General features: G+C 53.1%; 15 protein-coding genes. 12 read left to right on the top strand and 3 right to left on the bottom strand.

Annotated elements, in window-relative coordinates; all coding sequences use genetic code 11:
- Nucleotides 1-95: 95 nt before the first annotated feature.
- On the top strand, nucleotides 96-875 hold the full coding sequence (locus ACP86_RS11965) for an IclR family transcriptional regulator C-terminal domain-containing protein (protein ID WP_053114057.1): 780 nt from the start codon (nucleotides 96-98) through the stop codon (nucleotides 873-875).
- A 3-nt stretch (nucleotides 876-878) separates the two neighbouring features.
- Here ACP86_RS11965 and ACP86_RS11970 read toward each other — a convergent pair whose 3' ends face one another.
- On the bottom strand, nucleotides 879-1,781 hold the full coding sequence (locus ACP86_RS11970; protein WP_053114060.1) for a LysR family transcriptional regulator: 903 nt from the start codon (nucleotides 1,779-1,781) through the stop codon (nucleotides 879-881).
- 106 nt (nucleotides 1,782-1,887) lie between these two features.
- Between ACP86_RS11970 and ACP86_RS11975 the strand changes: the two genes are divergently transcribed.
- The 8 genes from ACP86_RS11975 (at nucleotide 1,888) to ACP86_RS12010 (ending at nucleotide 9,405) form a co-directional block, all read left to right on the top strand.
- Nucleotides 1,888-3,012 carry a muconate/chloromuconate family cycloisomerase gene (locus ACP86_RS11975; protein WP_053114062.1) on the top strand — a complete coding sequence of 375 codons (1,125 nt, stop codon included), beginning with the start codon at nucleotides 1,888-1,890 and terminating at the stop codon, nucleotides 3,010-3,012.
- 13 nt (nucleotides 3,013-3,025) lie between these two features.
- Entirely contained in the window at nucleotides 3,026-3,316 is a 291-nt protein-coding gene (gene catC, locus ACP86_RS11980) for a muconolactone Delta-isomerase (RefSeq protein ID WP_053114064.1), read from the top strand.
- A 116-nt stretch (nucleotides 3,317-3,432) separates the two neighbouring features.
- A complete protein-coding gene (catA, locus tag ACP86_RS11985) occupies nucleotides 3,433-4,374 on the top strand; it encodes a catechol 1,2-dioxygenase (RefSeq protein WP_053114066.1) in 942 nt (313 codons plus the stop codon).
- A gap of 32 nt (nucleotides 4,375-4,406) precedes the next feature.
- Nucleotides 4,407-5,783: a Rieske 2Fe-2S domain-containing protein gene (locus ACP86_RS11990; protein ID WP_053114068.1), complete on the top strand. Its 1,377-nt coding sequence runs from the start codon at nucleotides 4,407-4,409 to the stop codon at nucleotides 5,781-5,783.
- A complete protein-coding gene (gene benB, locus ACP86_RS11995; RefSeq protein ID WP_053114070.1) occupies nucleotides 5,780-6,271 on the top strand; it encodes a benzoate 1,2-dioxygenase small subunit in 492 nt (163 codons plus the stop codon). The genes ACP86_RS11990 and benB overlap by 4 nt, the downstream gene beginning before the upstream one ends.
- Before the next feature lie 20 nt (nucleotides 6,272-6,291).
- Nucleotides 6,292-7,320, top strand: coding sequence for a benzoate 1,2-dioxygenase electron transfer component BenC (benC, locus tag ACP86_RS12000; RefSeq protein WP_053114072.1), 1,029 nt, complete (start codon nucleotides 6,292-6,294; stop codon nucleotides 7,318-7,320).
- Entirely contained in the window at nucleotides 7,317-8,096 is a 780-nt protein-coding gene (benD, locus tag ACP86_RS12005) for a benzoate diol dehydrogenase BenD (protein ID WP_053114074.1), read from the top strand. Before benC ends, benD begins: the two co-directional genes overlap by 4 nt.
- 124 nt (nucleotides 8,097-8,220) lie before the next feature.
- Entirely contained in the window at nucleotides 8,221-9,405 is a 1,185-nt protein-coding gene (locus tag ACP86_RS12010; RefSeq protein ID WP_053114076.1) for a benzoate/H(+) symporter BenE family transporter, read from the top strand.
- Nucleotides 9,406-9,552: 147 nt separating this feature from the next.
- On the opposite strand, the gene ACP86_RS12015 is transcribed toward ACP86_RS12010, so the two are convergent.
- Together ACP86_RS12015 and ACP86_RS12020 are read right to left on the bottom strand one after the other, a co-directional pair.
- Nucleotides 9,553-9,768 (bottom strand): MbcA/ParS/Xre antitoxin family protein, encoded by a 216-nt coding sequence (locus ACP86_RS12015; protein WP_053114078.1) that lies wholly within the window; start codon nucleotides 9,766-9,768, stop codon nucleotides 9,553-9,555.
- Nucleotides 9,769-10,069: 301 nt separating this feature from the next.
- Nucleotides 10,070-10,399, bottom strand: coding sequence for a hypothetical protein (locus tag ACP86_RS12020; protein WP_094182558.1), 330 nt, complete (start codon nucleotides 10,397-10,399; stop codon nucleotides 10,070-10,072).
- Nucleotides 10,400-10,945: 546 nt separating this feature from the next.
- Between ACP86_RS12020 and ACP86_RS12025 the strand changes: the two genes are divergently transcribed.
- The 3 genes from ACP86_RS12025 (at nucleotide 10,946) to ACP86_RS12035 (ending at nucleotide 17,122) form a co-directional block, all read left to right on the top strand.
- A complete protein-coding gene (locus ACP86_RS12025; protein ID WP_053114081.1) occupies nucleotides 10,946-11,497 on the top strand; it encodes a hypothetical protein in 552 nt (183 codons plus the stop codon).
- A 142-nt stretch (nucleotides 11,498-11,639) separates the two neighbouring features.
- Nucleotides 11,640-13,910, top strand: a complete 2,271-nt coding sequence (locus tag ACP86_RS12030) for a hypothetical protein (protein WP_141201887.1) — start codon at nucleotides 11,640-11,642, stop codon at nucleotides 13,908-13,910.
- Nucleotides 13,910-17,122 carry a site-specific integrase gene (locus tag ACP86_RS12035; protein WP_053114085.1) on the top strand — a complete coding sequence of 1,071 codons (3,213 nt, stop codon included), beginning with the start codon at nucleotides 13,910-13,912 and terminating at the stop codon, nucleotides 17,120-17,122. The genes ACP86_RS12030 and ACP86_RS12035 overlap by 1 nt, the downstream gene beginning before the upstream one ends.
- Nucleotide 17,123: the final 1 nt, after the last annotated feature.

The raw sequence follows: 17,123 nt of genomic DNA on the forward strand, positions 1-17,123 counted from the left end.
TTAAGAATGCACGGATGTTCGTAATGCGAACTAACTGGTACCATGCGCTGACACTGATGTGCGGCGGGCTAAATAAGCCTGTTATAGGAGCTGGAATGGACGAACAGGTTCTCAAGCCGGGAGACCGGGACTACGTGGGCGCACTGGCGTCGGGTCTGGAGGTTCTGCAGGCATTCGATGCCGATCACCCTCGTATGACCCTGAGCGAAGTGGCGGCCCGCACTGATATGGACCGGGCCAAAGCACGGCGATTTCTGTTGACCCTGCACGCGTTGGGGTTTGTGAAGCGCACCGGTCGTCAGTTCGAGCTGACTCCCCGGGTACTGCAGCTGGGTTATGCCTATCAGGCATCAAACCAGTATCGGGCAGTCATTCAACAGTATCTGGAAGACATTACCGCCGAGCTTGGTGAATCCTCATCGCTGGCGGTTCTGGATGGTGACGATGTCGTGTACGTGGTGCGATCGGCCGCCCGGCATCGACTAATGGCGATTACGCTGTCGGTGGGTACCCGCTTGCCTGCGGCCTATACCTCCATGGGGCGGGTGCTGCTTGCGCAGTTGCCGCAGAACGAGCTTGAGACCTATATTGATAGGATTCAGCTTGAGCGTCATACGTTGTCTTCCATCACAGAAAAAAACGTTTTGCGGGAGGAGATCGACAAGGCACGAAATCTCGGATACGCCGTCTTAGATCAGGAGCTTGATCTTGGTTTGCGATCTGTGGCGGTGCCCGCCTATTCTGCGAGTGGCGAGCTTTTGGGGGCGCTTAATATCAGCACAAATGCTGCCCGGGTGGACATGGATACTTTGTTGAACGTGTATTTGCCGAGGCTGCAGATTGTGGCTGATCGGATTCGCCAAGCGGCTCGATAAGCCTCATGGATAACGACCGGTGAGCCGGTTCTCCACGAGTTCATCCAGTATAGTGTTAGCCAGCCGCATTACGGCGTTCGGGTTTTCGCCCCGACGACGGGAGGCGATAACGGGCGTGGTGATGTTGTTATCCTCCAGCGGCATGAACTCCACCCCCTCACGATTAAGTTTTCGGACCTGTTCTGGCACCAGCGTGAACCCCATGTCGGAGGCGACCAGCGATAGGGCCGTTTGAAGATCGTTGACATGCTGGCTGACATGAATTTTCAGGCCGCGTCTGTGAAAAAGCCCCTGGGTGATATCTGCAAAGTTTGGGCCCGGCCCGGAAGGGAAGGCGACCATGGGGTGGGCAGAAAGCTCTTTCATAGACGGAGGGTGTTTGCTGAGCGGGTGACCCATGGGGATGGCAGCGATGATGGGCTCGTCGAACAGTAGCTCCTGCTCCACGTCGGGGTCTTCTATGCTCACCCTTCCAAAGCCAATGTCGATCTTGCCAGTTTTAAGTGCTTCGACCTGTTCCCGGGTTTTCAGTTCATGCAGGACTATTTCCAAGTTCTTGTTTCGGCGCAGACGCCGAACCATGAGAGGTAGCTGGCCATAAAAAACGGATGGGACAAACCCGATGGAAAAAATAGTCTTTCGATGCTGTGCGATCCTGCGAGTGTCATCAACCGTCGCAGTTACTTTGTCCAGTATCTGTCGGGCCTGTTCCAGAAAATATTCCCCTCCATTGGTCAGCTCAAGGCCCCTGGGCTTGCGGATAAAAAGCTCTACACCTATTTCTTCCTCAAGCTGCTTCATTGCCCGGGTTAGTGGTGGTTGTGCAATAAACAGTTTTTCTGCTGCCCGGGTGAGGTTGCCTTCCTCTGCAACGGCGACGAAATATCGCAGGTGTCTGAGTTCCATCCATACCTCCTAGGTATCGCTAGCTACTTAATCAATATTGGTTCACATCCGTGAAACTTCGTACTGTTCGAGTCACAGGCATTATAACTTGCGATTCGGAGAGCACATGTCCGCAACCATTCAGTCCATCGAAGCCATCCTGGTCGACATTCCGACCATCCGGCCGCATAAGCTTTCCATGACAACCATGGGGGTTCAGACCATGGTGATCGTGCGGATGAAGGATTCCGATGGTCTTGAAGGGTTGGGTGAAGCCACCACCATCGGTGGCCTTGCCTACGGCCCGGAAAGCCCCGAAAGCGTGAAACTTACCATCGACACCTATTTCAAGCCACAACTGATTGGCCAGCCGGCTGACGCAATCAATACCCTAAGGGTAAAGCTAAACCGAGCGTCTCGTGGAAACAATTTGGCCAAGTCCGCTATTGAAACGGCTCTGCTGGATCTGCATGGCAAGCGGTTGAACTGCCCGGTATCCGACCTATTCGGCGGTGCCGTACACCAGCATATCCCGGTGCTCTGGACCCTTGCCAGTGGCGATACCGCCAAGGATATCGAGGAGGCCCTCGGCCTAATCGAAACCCGGCGCCATTGTGATTTCAAGCTCAAGATTGGGTCGCGGGCATTGATGGACGACGTTCGTCATGTAGCGGCCATCAAGGATGCCGTGGGTGAGTCCGCCAGTGTTCGGGTTGATGTGAACCAGGCTTGGGATGAGTCAACGGCTGCCAAAGGCATGGCGGAACTGCAAGCCGCCGGTATTGACCTGGTCGAGCAGCCCACACCCATGAAGGATCACGCCGCGCTGGTGCGCCTGTCGCAGAAATTCCACCTGCCTATCCTGGCCGACGAAGCCGTCGCCGATGCCAGCGATATGTACAACCTTGCTGCCGCCGGCTTTTCGGGGGCCGTCGCCCTCAAGATCGCCAAGGCTGGCGGCCCGGCGCAGGCCCTAAAGCAGGCCGCGGTTGCCCAGGCGGCGGGTATCGGCCTGTATGGAGGTACCTTGCTGGAAGGCACGATCGGCACCGTCGCTGCACTGCATGCTTGGTCCACTCTGGAAACCCTGCACTGGGGCACGGAAATGTTCGGCCCGCTACTGATGAAGGACGACATTGTGGACAAGCCCCTGAGCTTTCAAGACAACGGAGTGGACCTACCACAAGGCCCTGGACTGGGCGTCACGCTTAACGAAGACAAGCTCGCTGAATATAGCCGCAAAGATCAATAACGGAGGAGCGCACATGCTGTTCAAAGTTGAAATGAAGGTCAATCTGCCTACCGATATGCCGACTGAGGTTGCTGGCGAGATCAAGGCCCGGGAAAAGGCCTACGCTCAAGGCCTTCAGGAAAAAGGCAAGTGGCGCCATCTGTGGCGTGTGGCGGGCAGCTACGCGAACGTCAGCATTTTCGACGTTGAGGACAACGCCGAGTTACAGGACCTGATCAGCAACCTTCCGCTGTTCCCTTATATGGACATCACCGTTGCGCCCCTGTGCCGCCATCCGTCCTCCATTCACGAGGACGATCGCTAAGCAAAATTTTTCACAAGATCCGGCCCCGTTCTGTGGTGAAAGGGGCTTCAAAGATGATGTTGCCAACTGATTGGGACGTCTTGAGCAACAACAACAAAAGACCGAGGAGACCAACAATGACTGTTAAAACCATGCAAACCGCCGAAGTGAAAGATCTTCTTGAAAAAGTTGCCGGCTTTGATCAGCAAGGCGGTGACGAGCGGATGAAAAAGATTGTCCACCGTGTAATGCACGACATTTTTCAGATCGTGGAAGATTTCGATGTCACGCCGGAGGAGTTTTGGAGCGCCGTCTATTACGTTGGCGAACTGGGTGCAAACGGCGAAGCCGCCCTGCTGGCCCCGGGCCTGGGCATGGACCGTTACCTGGATATCCGTCAGGACGCCGAGGACGAACAGGCCGGCTTGACCGGCGGCACGCCACGCACTATTGAAGGCCCGCTTTACGTGGCCGGTGCCCCAATCAGCGAAGGATTTGCTCGCATGGATGACGGCTCCGACAAAGACGCCGAGGTGATCCTGATCAAGGGCCAGGTTACCGACGAGAACGGCGCGCCGCTGGCCAATGCTATCGTGGATATCTGGCATGCTGATACCAAGGGCGCCTATTCCTACTTCGACCAGTCGCAGAGCGAGTACAACCTGCGCCGCCGCATCAAGACTGATTCTGAAGGTCGCTATGCTGCCCAGAGCATTATGCCGTCCGGTTACGGTTGCCCGCCTGAGGGTTCAACCCAGCAGCTGCTGAACCATCTGGGCCGTCACGGCCAGCGCCCGGCGCATATTCATTACTTCGTGTCCAAGCCTGGTTACAAGCACCTGACCACTCAGATCAACATCGCCGGTGACGAATACACCTACAGCGACTTTGCTTTTGCCACCCGTGAAGAGCTGGTGGTGGAAGCCAAGCGCGTAGACCAGTCCAAAGAAGGGACCAAGCACGGCGTCACAGGACCGATTACCGAAGTCGAGTTCAACGTCGCCCTGGTTGCTACTGACAAGCCCGAGCTCCAGGAACGCCACGCACGTCCGCGTGCCCTGGAAACCGACGCTGCGTAAGCGCCACCCAAGAACAAGACGGAGTGAACGACATGACCAGCAAGCTTGAAAAACTCGCCGAAAAGGTACGTGACGCGGTAATAGCCGATCCGAAAACCGGACGCTACCAGTGTGATCGCAGCATCTTCACCGATCAGGAACTGTTCGATCTGGAGATGAAGTATATTTTCGAGGGCAACTGGGTTTACCTAGCTCACGAGAGCCAGATCCCGGAGCCGGGTGACTACTTTACAGTAACTGTCGGTCGCCAGCCGGTGATCATCACTCGTACCAAGGATGGCGAGCTGAAAGCCATCCTCAACACTTGCTCGCATCGTGGTGCGACCCTGTGCCGTAAAAAACGGGGCAACAAGACCTCCTTTACTTGCCCGTTCCACGGCTGGACCTTCCGTAATGACGGTCAGCTGTTGAAGGCGAAAGACCAGAAAAAAGGCGGCTACCCAGAGCAGTTCAACACCGACGGCTCCCACGATCTGAAGCAAATGCCAAAGTTCGGCAACTACCGTGGCTTTCTGTTCGGCAGCCTCAATGCCGACGTGGTCTCTCTCGAAGAGTATCTGGGCGAGACAACCAAGATCATTGACAACATCGTGGATCAGTCCGAAGACGGCCTGGAAATCCTGCGCGGAAGCTCGACCTACACCTACGAGGGTAACTGGAAGTTGACCGCCGAGAACGGAGCCGATGGATATCACGTGGGCACCGTGCATTGGAACTACCTGTCCACCATGGGCCAGCGCAATTACGACAAAGGCGGCACTGAAGCGGTCGACGCCAAGAGCTGGTCTGCGGAAGGCGGTTTTTACTCCTTCGAGAACGGTCACATGATGCTGTGGACTCGACTGCTGAACCCAGAAGTGCGTCCGATCTTCAGCCAGCTGGAGCGCCTGAAGGAAACCTACGGAGAGGCTCGTGCGGACTCCATAGTAAGGACCACCAAGAACCTGTGTCTCTACCCGAACGTTTACTTGATGGATCAGTTCTCCACACAGATCCGCGTGACCCGGCCCATCGACGTCAACAAGACGGAAGTGACCATCTATGCCTTTGGTCCAAAGAACGAGCCGGCAGAGCTACGTGCCAAGCGTATCCGTCAATATGAAGACTTCTTCAATGTGACCGGCATGGGCACACCAGACGACCTGGAGGAATTCCGCGCCTGCCAGAACGGCTATGAAGCCCGCGACATGCGCTGGAACGACATGAGCCGTGGTGCAGCGCACTGGATCGACGGCCCCGATGAGCACGCCAACCAGATCGATATGAAGCCCATCATGAGTGGCGCGCGGCCCGACGACGAAGGGCTGTATGTTAATCACCACCAACATTGGCAGGAGGAAATGACCCGTGCCATCGAGGCGGAGCGGGCCCGTTTCATTCCAGTGACTTCAGAGGAGGCGTCGGCATGAGCCTGAGCTACCACGATATCGAGCAATTCATCATCCGCGAAGCCCGTTTTCTGGACGACCGCGAGTGGGACAAATGGCTGGCCTGCTATCACGAAGACGTCACTTACTGGATGCCGGCCTGGGACGATGACGATGAGCTGACCGAGGACCCGCAAAGCGAGATCTCGCTCATCTATTACCCCAACAAGGAAGGCCTGGAAGACCGGATCTATCGCATAAAGACTGAGCGTTCCGGTGCCAGCTCCATGCCGGAGCCGCGAACCACGCACTTCACCAGCAACTTGGAGATCCTGTCCCAGGATGAGAGTGAAGTGAAGCTGCGGTTCAACTGGCTGACCAAGGCGTACCGCTACAAGAAAACGGCGGAATTTTTCGGAACGTCCTTCTACACCCTGGACATTACTGGCGAGCAGCCGCTGATTCGGGAGAAGCGACTGGTTCTGAACAACGATTGCATCAATCAGGTGCTGGACGTTTATCACCTGTAATTGATGGGGAGAGCATCATCATGAGTTACAACATTGCGCTGAACTTTGAAGACGGCGTTACCCGTTTTGTGTCCTGCAACGAAGGCGAAACGGTTCTCGACGCCGCCTACCGTGCGCAGATCAATCTGCCCATGGACTGCTCCGATGGCGTTTGTGGCACCTGTAAGGGTGCCTGCCGTCAGGGCGACTTCGACATGGGTGAGGAATACATTGACGAAGCGCTGTCTGACGAGGAAGCCGAACAGGGCATGGTACTGACCTGCCAGATGGTGCCTTCCAGTGACTGTGTGGTGGAAGTGCCTGTCGCTTCCACCATGTGCAAAACGGGCAATGCCGAAGTCGGTGGTACCGTGGCGGAGGTGAACCTGATCTCGCCCACATCGATCGAACTGAAGATCACCGCGGACGATGACATTGCCTTCCTTCCTGGGCAGTACGTGAACATTCAGGTGCCGGGTTCTGAAGAGACGCGCGCTTATTCCTTCAGTTCCAAGCCAGGTAGCCGTGATCTGAGTTTCCTAATTCGCAATGTGCCAGGGGGGCTTATGAGCTCTTGGCTGGTGGGCAAGGCCCGCACTGGGGATAAGGTAACCCTAACCGGCCCCATGGGAAGTTTCTATCTGCGACCCATCGAGCGTCCGATACTGATGCTGGCAGGAGGCACTGGCCTAGCGCCCTTCCTATCCAAACTAGAGCATATGAAAGCCAATGGCTGCGACTTACCAACACATCTGATTTACGGCGTCACTAATGATGATGATTTGGTGTACCTCGATATCCTGGACCGTTTTACCGAGGAGTTGGCCAATTTTACATACGTCACTGTGGTTTCTGGAGAAGAGAGCGACCATCCGAGGAAAGGATATGTTACCCAGCATATGGATGACGCTCCCCTAAATGAGGGGGATGTCGATGTCTACTTGTGTGGTCCCCCTCCCATGGTTGATTCGGTGCTCGGATTTTTCCGAGAAAAGGGCTTGAAACCGAATTCGTTTCATTATGAAAAGTTCGCTCCTAGCGCTCCTGCAGAAAAGGAGAAGGTCGCATGACATCTCGCTTCACCGATAAGGTAATGGTGATCACTGGAGCCGCCCAAGGAATAGGTAAGCGTGTAGCCGAGCTGGCGGCCGCAGAAGGCGCTCGCCTGCTTCTCGTAGACATTGCGGACTATATTCACGGCGTCGCTGCAGAGTTGCGTGATGAGGGAGCTGATGCTGTTGCTGTTCAGGCCAACCTTGAAACTTGGGCAGGGGCCGAGAAAGTAATGGCGGAGGCGCATCAGCACTTTCAGCGTATCGATATTCTCATTAATAATGTCGGTGGCACTATCTGGGCTCAGCCGTTCGAGCACTACACGCCGGAACAGATTGAAAAGGAAATTCAGCGTTCGCTTTTTACGACTCTATGGTGTTGCCGCGCAGTTTTACCTTACATGCTTGAGCAAAATGAAGGAGTGATTGTCAACGTCTCCTCCATAGCAACGCGTGCTTTAATGCGGGTTCCGTACGGTGCAGCCAAAGGAGGGGTTAACGCTTTGACTGTGAACATGGCGTATGAATATGCGCCACACAATATCCGAGTAAATGCCGCAGCGGCGGGCGGTACAGAAGCGCCACCGAGACTGACGCCTCGAAATGCGGAAGAACAGAGTAAGCAGGAAAAGGCGTGGTATCAAACCCTGATTGATCAGACCATAGGGAACAGCTTCATGCATCGATACGGAACTTTGGATGAACAGGCTGAGCCAATTCTTTTCCTGGCATCTGATGCTGCCAGCTACATTACGGGAACAGTGGTCCCAGTTGCTGGGGGCGATCTAGGGTAAGTTCTGTAGGAAATGCGACCCCAGGGTAGACAGTCAGTCATGCCCTCTTTGGCCCCGGCGTTTAACCGCTCGGGGCCCTTTTTCATGACCTGAATCTACAATAATCAATAACGGATTCACACTTATGCAAAAACTTCTAAAAGACCTTTCCCTGCCGGCAGTCGTGGCGGGCTTCTTAGCGGTTCTCGTATCATATTCGGGCCCCTTAGCCATCTTTTTCCAAGCTGGAGCCAGCGCTGGAATCTCGTCCGATATGATGACCTCATGGGTTTGGGCTATTTCTGTGGGAGCCGGCATATCAGGGATCGCGTTATCGATTTGGCTTAGAGCTCCTATCGTGACCGCTTGGTCTGCACCGGGCACCGCGTTGCTGGTTACACTGTTCCCCGAGTTGTCTCTAAACGAGGCAATAGGCGCTTATATTAGCGCGGCGATTATGATCTTTATTATTGGTATTTCAGGTACCTTTGACACATTTGTCAGAGCGATTCCGAAGGGCATTGCTGCTGGGATGATGGCGGGTATTCTTTTTCAGTTTGGTGTGGGTGCTTTCACCGCAATAGAAACCACTCCCGCTTTGGCCATCGGAATGCTTGTTTCCTATGTTGTGTTTCGTCGCCTTTTTCCCAAATATACCCTGGTTCTCTTGTTAATTTCAGGGGTGGTACTTGCGGTCGCTCTGGAAGGTGCCTCCTTGTCAGGCGTTCGCTGGAGCGTTGCGGTGCCTCAGATCATTCAGCCAGAGTGGACATTAAGTTCAACCCTTAGTTTTGCCATTCCGCTTGTCTTGGTGAGTTTAACTGGACAATTTCTGCCCGGCATGGCGATCCTCCAAAGTGCAGGCTACCCGGTTAAGGCAAAGCCCATTATCGGAATAACAAGCCTGGTTTCACTCCCAATGGCTTTTTTCGGCGGAATCACTACTGTGGTAGCTGCAATTACCGCTGCCATCTGCACAGGTAAAGACGCCCATGAAGATCCGTCTCGTAGATACATCGCGGGGGTGTTCAATGGTGTTTTCTATCTGGTGGGAGGTTTGTTCGCCGGTACCATCGTTAGTCTATTTACATCACTTCCAGCGGCATTTGTAGCTGTGCTTGCCGGGCTTGCTCTCCTTGGAGCGATTGCAGGTAATCTATTCTCCGCCTTAGAGGAGCCTAGTCACCGCGAAGCGTCATTGATTACCTTTGTTGTTACAGCTTCGGGCATGTCTCTATTTGGACTCTCATCAGCTTTCTGGGGTGTTGTCATTGGTTACTTCTGTTATTTGGTTCTGAATGGTAGCGGCGGTCGCAAACGCTCCACTTGAAGTATTGGTCAACCAATCGCTCAGAAGATTTCAAGTCTACCCTCGTCTGTAACGTGCAGAATGCCCCGGTGACTGCGTAAGCTCATTGACGGTTATAAAAGCCCAGTAGAGCGCCACCGAGTTCGTTTTTACTCTGGACGAGAGCTGCTACGAAATCGCCCCTTCGGCCCACTTGCGCAGGAGGTTTCGGATTTTTTGACAGCCCTGTTTCGTTCCCATCAGCGAGATTGGGGGGTGATTACCGAGTGCCCGAACAGAAGATGATAACCACCTATCAGCGGCAACTGTGTCGCCTTCAAATAGATCAACAGCCTCCTGATAAGTGAGTTCACGAAGTTCGGCAATGTTAGGTTCTCTATTCATAGTAGAAGCTCCAGCATTTGTTTCCGTGTCAGTCTTTCATAACTTTCCACGGCTGCAAGCAAAAGATGGTGTAGACCGAGCGAAGCTTCGCCAGTCTGATCTGCCTTGTAACCATCCCCTAAAATCGGAACACGGGTAATTAAGGGTTTTCGTTTCGCAGTAAGACGATTCCAGAATGGCCTTGAGGCTTTTCAGTTTCGACCATTGTCAGACAGATGTTGGCTCCAAATTGAGGGCCAGCATCTGTCGACAAAGTTCACTACCCCCCCCCCTCTCAGATAACGGTTAGGTCGTCGGTAAACTAAAAGTTCTTTGTTTCTGACTGGTGCTCGCCAGCGTCTCGCTCATCGTGCTCTTGCAGCAGCATGTACATTTTTGCCCCGAATTCGACGGGCCTCAGCATTGGCAAGTGATCGTTGACTCCAACGATGCCTTCCAACACGGCCTGCTTGGCGAGTTCGTGCATGAGTCGCTCCTGATATTCAACAACTTCATCGTGTTTGTTTTCGGCTTCTTGGAGCTCTGCCTGATACTTATCAACAGCCTCACTCAGCCACTCGATTCTCAACCAAGCCGACTCGACGACCGAATGCATCTCGATAATTTCCCAGAGTTTTTCTTTCAAATTCATAATCTTCCTCGTGTGTGTTTTGAACATCACAGCCAGAGTAAAGAGGAATCACAATCTTGCGGTTCGTCTAATTGCACGAAAAATCGAATTAGACTGGAAATTGGCCTTTTTGCAGAAAAAAACATCTACACACCATCAGTGGATCGGTGATAGCCCCTTGTTTGAGCCGGTTTTTCCTGACCACAAGCATTACAGAAATGGAATCGGGATCATGTAGGTCTTGACGCCATGCTCCAGCCAGCCGATCAATGCCGGGAGCTTTTCTAAACCTTTCTCGGTGCTCACCAATCCCTGTAGTACTCCGTGACCAAGCCTTCGCCGAGCCGTTCAATCCATTACATGGGTGCTGTTTCTTCGCCTGCGAGCAGTGGTGTCGCTTCTCGGACAGCCGGTTTTCGCATTTCTTGGTTGATGCAAGGCTGTTGGAAAAGACAGTTACCGTTTTTTTAAAAAAAACAGAGTAAACGCATTTTTCGGTCAATTAGACAAAACAACGGTCGCTCATAGGTCGTCACAATAACTCTCATCACGTTTGAGGAGAGCAGCATGGCTGACCACATCTATACACTGAAAACGATCTCGCCTAAGGACCTTGAGGAATCCCCCGTATTGAGGGCTACTCACTTTCTTGAACAATTTGCAGCGCTACCTTTCCGGGCAAGCGCTCTGGATGAGCTGCCCGAGCCAGCAATCCTGGACTATCTGCACCGACACCCTGCGGTGGTCGAAGAGAGAAAGAAAAAGAAGAAAAAGAACGAAGAAAAAAAGGGAAAAGAAACGGGGAAAAAAACCGAGTACGTTTCATATTACATCGTAACGGGCAATCTGCGATCCGCGGCTTTGATCTCTTGTTTGAATTCTGAGACTCCGATTCCTGTCCTTGTTGAGAGCCCCCCAATCCCCACCGACATTTTGCTCACCGAAGTTATAGAGCGTGAGCTTCTGAATTTGTCCCTGATGGCAATGCAGACAGGGGGCTATTCAAAAGCTATCTCCTCTCTATTTCTCTTAATAAAGAAGCATGGCTCTGCGAGTTCGAGCTTCCCCACAAAGTCTCGCTTATCCCTGATCTCTGGCGTGAATCGCAGAGAGATTTGAGCAAGGAATCTCCGATTATTTTTCAAAAGTTAGGGAGTGAATGATGTCTCCGAGTAGTGCACTTGAGCAACTTATTCAGCCACCGGATACACGCGCCCAGATCCAGACGGTCGCTACGGCTTTTTTGCCAGTTGCGGGTCGGATGTTGTCGCTTCTAGAAAAAAAGAATCATCCTAGTATGGATGACCTGGGCAAGACATTGCCGGGAATCATCGAACTGTGTCGAGACATTATCGATGGTGTTTATGTTGACGAATTTTGGCATCCGACCTCTGACGAAAGGCCAAAAATCACTCCGTATCCTGTCTATGCCGCATTGTTGAAAATTGGAGACCAGATCTCTTTAAACAGCGAGCAAGCGTCGATTCTGGCTCATGTGTTTATCGCTATCTGGAGCGGGGTTCCCGAGGCGCCTGACGGGAAAGTTCCGCTCTCGAATCTGCAAAAAGTTTTTTTGGAGTTCCGGCGAGCTCATCTTTGGATGGATAGCCTTGAGAGAGTTGACACCTCGGAGCCTGCAAATTGCTATACCACGCTGGACCAATTGGAACAGCGACTAAGGGAGCGTGGTGACCTGCGAGCCAAGCATCTGTCGCCTATCCGTCGACTACTAGGACTGTCGTTACAAAAAGAGTCCCTAATTGAGCGGAGTGTTCGAGCTGAGACTGAAGACTTAACTGTTACAGATGAGTACGAGAATCCGGCCGGCAGCGGCCTTGAGATGGAGCGAATTCAGATTGATGTTGAGGAGAGTGATGAGACAGATTCCGCTGGGGTGATTGAGGCACTCACTTTCCCTCTTCGGACCAGTGTTGATCAGGACAAACTATTCCAAACAGCAGAGCGAAATGCGCTCCCATCAGATGACCTTGTTCACCGGCCCATAGTTGCTACAAGCCACGGCCTCTCTAAGCATCGAAAGCCTTGGGTTGGGCAAAATGGGGTTGCTAGAGACCGCGCAAAGTCCGATCAGCTTCGACGTTCTAATCAAACGCTGACAAACCGTTGGGAGCGGCCGACGGAGTACGAACTCTATGTTTACTGGAACGCGGTAACTGAGCCCGATGATGCCGATCTTTCAGCTGCTTTGGCCCTCCTTTTGGTCCTTTTGACAGGGCGAGAGCTAGATTTGGTTCTGGAGACGCAACTGAAATCCCGGCTGGGTGATTTGCCGGAACGTGGAGAAAACGGGCGAATATACATTTGCTATGAGTCTGCAGTTTGGCAAAGCGCCGCCCCGCAACCGGTACGGAAGACTCAGCTTGACGCAGAACTGCGGCATCAGTTGGTTCAGACCGTGCCGTCGGTGCGGATGCCCATTGTAGGTCCTCTCTGGAACTTGCTGGAACGTCATGTTGGCTCTGATCCCCGTGGCTGGCGTGGCGCGCTTTTTAAGAACCACGAAAAAGAGGGTGTTGCGGAACGAGCGTCTGACTTGTTTGATCGGATCAAAAAAGAAAGCGACGTCAGGCTGACCCTCAGGCGGGTTCAAAGGGCGTTGTTCCACCGTTTGTCTGACGGTGCCGGTGACATGGTTGCGTCAATTCTCATTGCCGGTGACCACGATGACATCAGCAGACATGCTGGAATCCACTACTACTGTGCCTATGAATCAGATCTGCAAGAACGTTACTTGCAGGCTATTTCACAGCTGATGCCCGAATCTCGTAATACTTTGCACCCGGTAGCATTGGTGCAGTCTGATCGGCGTATCGGGTCCCCCTATTGTCCAACGCCGGACGTTTTGAGGCAGCTGGCGACGGATTTGAAAACGCATTTCCAGGTAACGTTGCGTCAGCCAATCGGGAAATCGACGCTTCCCGATATTCATAATGCATATACGGTTTACACGGTCCTGCTGCTTTTCTTATGCACTGGGTACCGAAGCGTTCAGGCGCCTCTATCCCGGATTACCGATGTAGATCTAAATCGCAGGTGTGCCGTGATCGCGGACAAGGAAGCCGACTTTTGGAGCCACTCGCGTATTGCGCCATTGACCGAAAATTTCTTGAGCCACTGGCACTATTATCTGAGCCATCGGCGTCATGTGATGCGGATGGTCGAGACGTATCTAGGCGAGCCGGTCCCGGACCATACCCTCTTCTTTCTTTCAACGCCGAATAGGCGAATGGCCAAGCCGGTCGCTGTGACGCCTGATCAGATCGATGAGCACCTGTCGTCGTTTTCAAGTTTGCCGCTAAACGTCGGGCGCCACCTCCTACGTAGTGAGCTTTTACATCGAAGAATTCCACCAGCGTTGATTGATGCCTTGATGGGACACTGGGTGGCTGGGCGAGAGCCGATGGGGAAGTATTCGACCTTGTCTCCAGTTGAGTACAAGGAGTTTCTGGTGCCAGTGCTGGAGGAGATCCAAGTGGAGCTTGGTTGGACGCCGGTTAGGGGGCTGGGCTGATGGGCGAGACTGAGGCGAAAAATGAAAATCTTCACGGTGATGAGCTGCGTGAGAAAAAGCGCCACCAAATCGCAAAATCCGAACGTGATGCCGTGGACCGCATTCTCGACCAATCGTTTTCAAGGCTGGTGACCGGAGACGTTCCTGAACCGGTCCCTGAGGGGTTGGTAGCTTTTATCTTCGAGACCGCCTGTGCCGGAGTCACGGGGAACGCACTACGTATCCGTCACAATCACCTGGTGAGGCGTCTCGATGAGATAGCCGGGGAACATGGCTTCGAAATTCCGAACCGAGACCTAATGATAGTTGTCCGGATGGATACGCCACCGATGACCCCGCGCAGCTTTGCGCATAAATCGGTTTACGAGGTGATTGAAGCAGACTTCTGGAATAGCCTTCGGAGCGACGGGGTGAAAGGCTCGCGGCGGTTGACGCACGACGCCGGCCGACTTGTGTATTCCATGATTTGGTTTGGAGGTCTGCACTCCCAAAAATTTCTCAAGACCATCTGCGGCGCCATCACCAGTGGACTTCAAACCGCTAAGAGGTCCCGAGGAGACAAGCAACTTTATTGGTTGGAGAGTACCGAAAGCTCGGAAGGCTCCCGTTGGTTTCCTGATCCTGTCACGCTAATGCTCCTGCATCGGTTCAATCGCGAGCACGGTTTAAAGGCGTTTCCTGCCAATGCGCCGTCGCTCTTGGCAGGGTTTGTTTCACGAATTTCCTTTAGGAAGAGCGCAGTCTCTGCGGACCGTAATTTTGTCCGTAGTCTGATGGATGCAGCCTCGACCGTGGCATCACTGGACATCATGGGGTGTGCTGGCTTTGTACAGAGCGCAGCAAGTGTTTCCGTCTCTATGGGGCCTAGCTCGTGGGTTAGATTGATTACTGGTCTGGTTCCACCGAGGGTGCGTTACAACACGCCAACATCGCCCTCGGAACTGACTGTTAATAAGCCTTCTTGTCCCCTGTATGGCCCGAAAAACGGAAACGCCAAAGACGCGATCGCGTCAATACTTCGGGCCCTGGCGCTAGATGAGCGTAAAAAGAGCGCATCTGTAAAAAGTGCGAGCTATAAAGCGCTCAGGGGTATTGCTGAGTCATCTACTGTGTCACCAATTGTCAGGGTCGTTGCTTCATGGTGTGCCCTCTCTAGACTGTCTGTAACAGCGAGTACTATTCGACGGTACCTCTCCGAATTTGCTGAACCACTCATCGCTGAAATGATTGCTGAAGAGGATCTGAATGACCTAGATGAGGATGATTGGGAAGATCTTTACGCAGAGCTTTTAAAAGCCAGCTCGTCGATCCAACAGCAAGCATACCGTTCTGGGGTTCTCAGACGATTTCATCATTACCTGGTTACGCAACACGGTTTGCCAGATACGTATATTGAGGGGGTGAGCAGCAACGGTCAGGTCGATGCAGAGATATTAACGCCTGCGGAGTTCGGGCGAACACTGTCTATGCTTGAGGATGAGCCAGACCGAAGGCTATCTGAAACAAGGAAAACTGCACTGATACTGGGCTACCGGTGTGGCTTACGACGAGGGGAAATACGACGGTTACTTCTCCGGGATTTGCAGGGGTTGTATGAGCCAGCCTTGGCATTTCCGAGTTTAATTGTTAGGGGGAATAAGTTTGGCGCCACAAAGACCGCCAACGCCAATCGAGTATTGCCGTTGTGGGCCCTACTAACCGATTCTGAGCTGGATTTGGTCAGGTGTTGGTATCGTCGGCGAGTTTTGGAGCAGCCTTCGATAAAGCGTAACCAATTGGTGTTTAGCGAGTTGCACCAGCCAGATTCTTTGATGCCTGCTAGAACGTTGATTGATCCGATTCAGGATGCCATGAGATCCGCCTCGGGGACTCCGATTTTGCGCTTCCATCACCTAAGGCATTCCTGTGCCACTTTTAGTGCACTTCGGTTGATGGAATCGTGTCCCGGTGAGATTTTTCCGGTTGAATGGGCCTGCAGTGATGATGGAGCTGTCATCATGCCTCACTGGGGAGAGGACTGGTATGCGGTTTTGTGTGGGGAAGATCGTTATGTGCCTGCGTTCGAAAAGCTCCAGTACCTGACCGTCATGATGGGCCATGCGTCCCCTGGACAAACGATTCGAACTTACACCCACCTATTAGACTACGCAGTGGGTCTAATGCGCTGGTCGGTACCGATGGGCACCTTGTCGAATGTGTGCCAGGCCGAGCTACTGGGTTTCACTGATGATAATTTGCAGCAGTTTCGTAAACGGCGGGGTCTAAGTAAGAACAAGGATTCTGCGCCAGCTCAACTGGCCGCTGTTCTGTGCCGCTTTAAAAAAGGCGGAGAGGTCGCGCTAGACAAGTCGTTTACCAGTTTTGAGATGTCAGGGTCAGCTAGTAAGGCAGTGCCTGAGAACTCTCAGGTGCCAGCGTCGGCTCTGTTGGTTTACCGAGCGCTCGATCATATCTCTCAGCTCATAAAAAACGGCGCAACGTTGGAAAAGGCGATTGCCGGGACCGCAACCTTGTTTGGACTGTCTGAGGCCTGTTTAGCCCGCTGCTATAGACGTGGCGAATGGTTGATGGACCAGCGCGCACGGAATTTTAAAGAAGAGCACGCCGGTCAGCGCAACGCATTTTCTTTGAGCGAGAGACCTGATGTTGACAGCGTTGCTCACCGAAATGGGGAGGGCGGAGTAGACAACCCTGTCCAGCGCACTTGTCCGGCACCACCCAAGTTGAGAGCATGCCATTCGACCGTCGAGTTGATGTATCACAGCTTGGTGCAGCTTGCCGTCATAGACTCCGAACGCTTCGTGGCTCTTGTAGAGAACGTTGTCGAGGCGATACAGAGAAGTCATACGCAAATAAAATTTACTTCGACCGAGGGGAAAGTGCTGTATCTCAGATTTCTGGAGCTTACAGGCTTTTTACCGCTCGCGTGGGTGGATGTACGTGCACCTGAAAATGATCCTGGTAAACAGCAAATGATGGAGTATTGGAGTAAGGAGCTATCAATGCCGACATCTCGTATTCGGATTCGTTGGGATGACCCTGCGGGCCCCAGAAATGCAATGGGTGTCGCGCAAATAGAAGTCGATCCGCCGCGTAAAGGGTTTGGTGAGCGGCCGCGCCAGCATTACATGCCCGCTCTTCGATTTGTGGCATTCGTAGCGCTGATCGCATTCGCTGGAAGAGTGTATGTTGATGACGAAATGCAGAAGTAAA

Origin of the sequence: Marinobacter sp. CP1 (assembly GCF_001266795.1) — a bacterium.
In the GTDB taxonomy this organism is placed as follows: Bacteria; Pseudomonadota; Gammaproteobacteria; order Pseudomonadales; family Oleiphilaceae; genus Marinobacter; species Marinobacter flavimaris.